The sequence below is a fragment of the Kitasatospora sp. NPDC059571 genome, assembly GCF_042735675.1.
Classification (GTDB): Bacteria; Actinomycetota; Actinomycetes; order Streptomycetales; family Streptomycetaceae; genus Kitasatospora.
The window spans coordinates 23,577-26,932 of record NZ_JBHWBW010000039.1; the positions used below are offsets into that span (position 1 = coordinate 23,577).

Annotated in this window: 4 protein-coding genes; all 4 read right to left on the reverse strand. The window is 75.9% G+C overall.

Annotated features, from left to right (window positions below; all coding sequences use genetic code 11):
* Positions 1 to 204 precede the first annotated feature (204 nt).
* The gene (locus ACFV0G_RS07395; RefSeq protein ID WP_380543086.1) at positions 205 to 588 is read right to left on the reverse strand and encodes a WXG100 family type VII secretion target; all 384 of its coding nucleotides are present in this window, start codon (positions 586 to 588) and stop codon (positions 205 to 207) included.
* Positions 589 to 654: 66 nt separating this feature from the next.
* Positions 655 to 966, reverse strand: a complete 312-nt coding sequence (locus ACFV0G_RS07400; RefSeq protein ID WP_380543089.1) for an immunity 49 family protein — start codon at positions 964 to 966, stop codon at positions 655 to 657.
* A 133-nt stretch (positions 967 to 1,099) separates the two neighbouring features.
* Complete coding sequence (locus ACFV0G_RS07405; protein ID WP_380543092.1) at positions 1,100 to 2,119, reverse strand: nucleic acid/nucleotide deaminase domain-containing protein; 1,020 nt, start codon at positions 2,117 to 2,119, stop codon at positions 1,100 to 1,102.
* On the reverse strand, positions 2,013 to 3,170 hold the full coding sequence (locus ACFV0G_RS07410; protein WP_380543095.1) for an SUKH-4 family immunity protein: 1,158 nt from the start codon (positions 3,168 to 3,170) through the stop codon (positions 2,013 to 2,015). The genes ACFV0G_RS07405 and ACFV0G_RS07410 overlap by 107 nt, the downstream gene beginning before the upstream one ends.
* Positions 3,171 to 3,356: the final 186 nt, after the last annotated feature.

Here is a 3,356-nt window from a genome sequence, read left to right on the forward strand (position 1 = left end):
CGCCCGCGGGGCCGGGCGGCGGCGTGGAGGGCGAGCAGGCCGCCCGTGGGGTCGTCGGAGGTGTGGGTGTAGCGGTGCGCGGCCGCGGCCGCGCGCAACGTGCTGACTGTGGGCGGCAGTTGGGTGGGAGTGTCGTCCATGGCGCCATCCTGGCGGGCCACCGGGACGCACTGCCACCGGGTTTCGACGGGCGGACGCGGCCGATCAGGCCCGCGGGTGGTGCAGGCTGCGGATCTCGCCGCCGAGCGCGTCGGTGCGGCCGCCGACCGCGTCCAGGCCGCCGGCGGTGGCGATCTCGTTGGCCTCGTGGCTGTCCGCCATCACCTGGAGCTTCTGGCCCATCTCGCCGAGCCGCTGTGCCAGCGAGTCCATCGACTCCTGCATGCCGTCGCGCAGGCCCTCGTACACGACACCGAACTTCTCGCCGAGGTCGTCGTCGCCCCACGGCGGCTCGCTGCCGCCCTCCAGCGTCTGCAGACGGGACCTCAGCCTGCTCGCGGCGTCCTGGAAGTCCGCGCCGACCGACTCCAGGCTCCGCCCCTGCGCCCGCAGGTTGCCCTCGTCGACGACGATCTGCTGCTGTCCCACCGTCACCACCGTTCCCTTCGAATCCGCCGGCGGGTTCGCCCCGGCCGGCCGTGCTCCCGTCGCCCGTCAGGTCTCGTACTCACCGACCCAGCGGCGCTCCAGCAGGTACCGCGGCAGGTAGGCGGACTCGACCTCGACGGGCACGCCCGCGTCGTACGCCAGGCACGCCACGCCGAGCAGGGCCAGGGCCACGAAGCCCTCCGAGTCCCCCGCCCGCTCCTCGTCGCCGGTCCAGTACTGCCGGTGGAGTTCGAGCCCCTCCGCCGGCGCCTCGTTGAACGCCGCCGCGTCCCGCTGCAGGAACTGGACGAACCACCGTCTGCACCACCTGAACTGCCCCCTCGCTCGGCGTTCCGATGTCGAACCGCCCCATCGCACGGCCGGCGTACATCGCGCCGCCGAACTCCTGTCGTCGTCGCCCCACGGCGGCTCGCTGCCGCCCTCCAGCGCCTGCAGACGGGACCTCAGCCTGCTCGCGGCCTCCCGGAAGTCCGCACCGACCGCGCGGAGGTCAGAGCAGGCCGTCCCACATCTGTTCGACGACGACGGACCACCAGTTCTCCGGATCGCCGAGGGCCGTCCCGTCGAGGGCGACCAGGGCCTGCTGGAAGTCCGCCGTGTGCCGGGCCGCGTCGTCGGGGCCGAGCCCGCGGCGCCCGGGCCACGTCCGGCGCAGCAGGTCCAGGCACGACGCGAAGTGCCCGGCCGTGCGGTTCACGTACCGCACGCCGCCCGAGCGGCGGCCGACCGCCCAGACCTCGCCGGTGGCGGGCGTCGTGCACACGTCCCGGCCGAAGTCGGTACCGAGGCGCAGGTATCCGCGCTCGGCGCAGAGCTCCGCCGCGGCGCCGGTCAGGGCGACGCCCTCGGCGGCGAGGTGGTCGGCGAGCGGAACTCCCTCAGCGGCGGCCCGTTCGAAGAACGGCTCGAAGGACGGGGGGAGGCCGACCGGACGGTCGGAGGCGGCACCGGCCGCCCCGGTCTCCGCGGCAGCGGGCAGCGGCAGGCGCCTGGTCTCCATGTCGACCTCGAAACCGCGGCGGCGCCCCGCCTCGACCAGGTGTGCCCGCAGCACCGCCAGACCGCGCTGCCGGGAGGCCTCGTCGATCCCGTACTCCGCCGAGTGCGAGAGCTGCACGTCGGGCCACCAACGGCGCACCTGGGCCGCGCAGTTGCCGCCGGGAACGTCGCACACCTGCAGCTCCGTGTACAGCTGCCGGACATCGCCCGCCGGCACGCCGAGCGATGCCAGCCGCTCGTGCAACTGCCACTCCGGGTGCGGCAGTCCGGGGCCGCTTCGGGCCACCTCGGACCGCTCCGCCCCGTCGGGCGTACGGAACTTCACCGCTGCCGAATATCCCGGCCCGGTCCTCAACACCGATCCCTCTCCCTGCCGTCTGCTGTCCACCGGCCGTACCGCCAGGCTAGGCGTACAGCGTGTACGAGGTCTCGTCCTGCACCGCCTGGTACCACCACCAGTCGCTGCCCTGGTCCGCCGCGGCCTCCGGGTCGATCCGGGCGAGCGCGGCACGGAGGAAGTCGAGGAACGCGTACCGCTCCGGGACCTGCCGTGCCGCCGATACGGACAGCGCCCACGAGGTGAGCGCCTGGCAGGCCGCGAAGGCCGCGACGGAGGTGTTGACCAGGTCCGGCTCGGACGTCTCGGCCTGCACGACGCGGCCGGTGGCGTGCTCGACGCAGAGCGGCGTCTCGTCGTCCGCCGAGACCGCGAGGACGGTGAGGCCGGCGCCGTCCGACGGCGCGTTCCCGCCCTCCTCCGCGACGTGGTCCGCCAGGGTGCGCGGGTCCGCCAGGCAGTCGGCGGTCCGCTGCCAGAACACCGGGAACGCCGGCAGGCCCACGGTGCCCAGCAGGTCGGCCACCTCGGGCCGGCTGCCGGCGGCGCCGAGACGCTCGGGGTCGGCCCGCACGGCACCGCCGTGGTAGTACCGGGTCAGGTCCCCGGCCTCGCGCCGCTCCCCCGTCCACCAGTCCTCGGGCGGCAGCAGGTTCGCCTCCGTGGCCCGCGGCTGGGACGCGGTGGCCGGCGCAGTCGGATCGAAGCTGACGACGGCCGCTCCGCTGTGCCCGGCGAGCAGGAGTCGGCCGTCGGCCAGCGGGTACGCCTGCGCACCGGGGTACGGCGTGCAGAGTGCGTGGACGCGGGTGCTGCCGGGGCCGCCGATCCTGACCTTGAGCAGGTCGAAGTCGGCCAGGACCTCCAGGGCGGGTACACCGTCCGAGCCGGTGGCCGTCTCCGGTGCCGGCCACGCCCCGTCCGGCGCCGCGGCCTCGGCCTCACCGGTCCGCGCGCCGCTCGACAGCTCGTACCAACGATGGAGGCCGTCGTAGCACGACCGCAGGCAGACCGCGCCGGTCCCGGCGCCGTTCTCGCCGGGCCGCACGGCCGCGAACTCGACCGGGCCCGTCCACCCCGGCGCGAAGGCCCGGGGGTCGAAGGCCTCCAGCGGCCGCCAGCGAGCCCAGTCCGCCCGCCACGGCAGCGGCAGGCCGAGTCCGTCCAGGAGCGCGACCAGGTCCTCGTCGCCCCATGCCTGGGCGGCGAACCGCAGGCGCGACACCCACTCGGCGACTGCGCACCGGGCGTCGTACCGGTACAGCCGGACCGCCTCGGCGACCGCGCCGCGCCGCCTGGCCGCCGCCGGGGGGGGGGCGGGCGGCGCGCCGGGGGGGCCCGCGCGGCCCCCCCCCCGCCGCCGCGGCGCGCGCGCGGGGGGCGCTGATAGACACCCCCCCGAACCCACGCG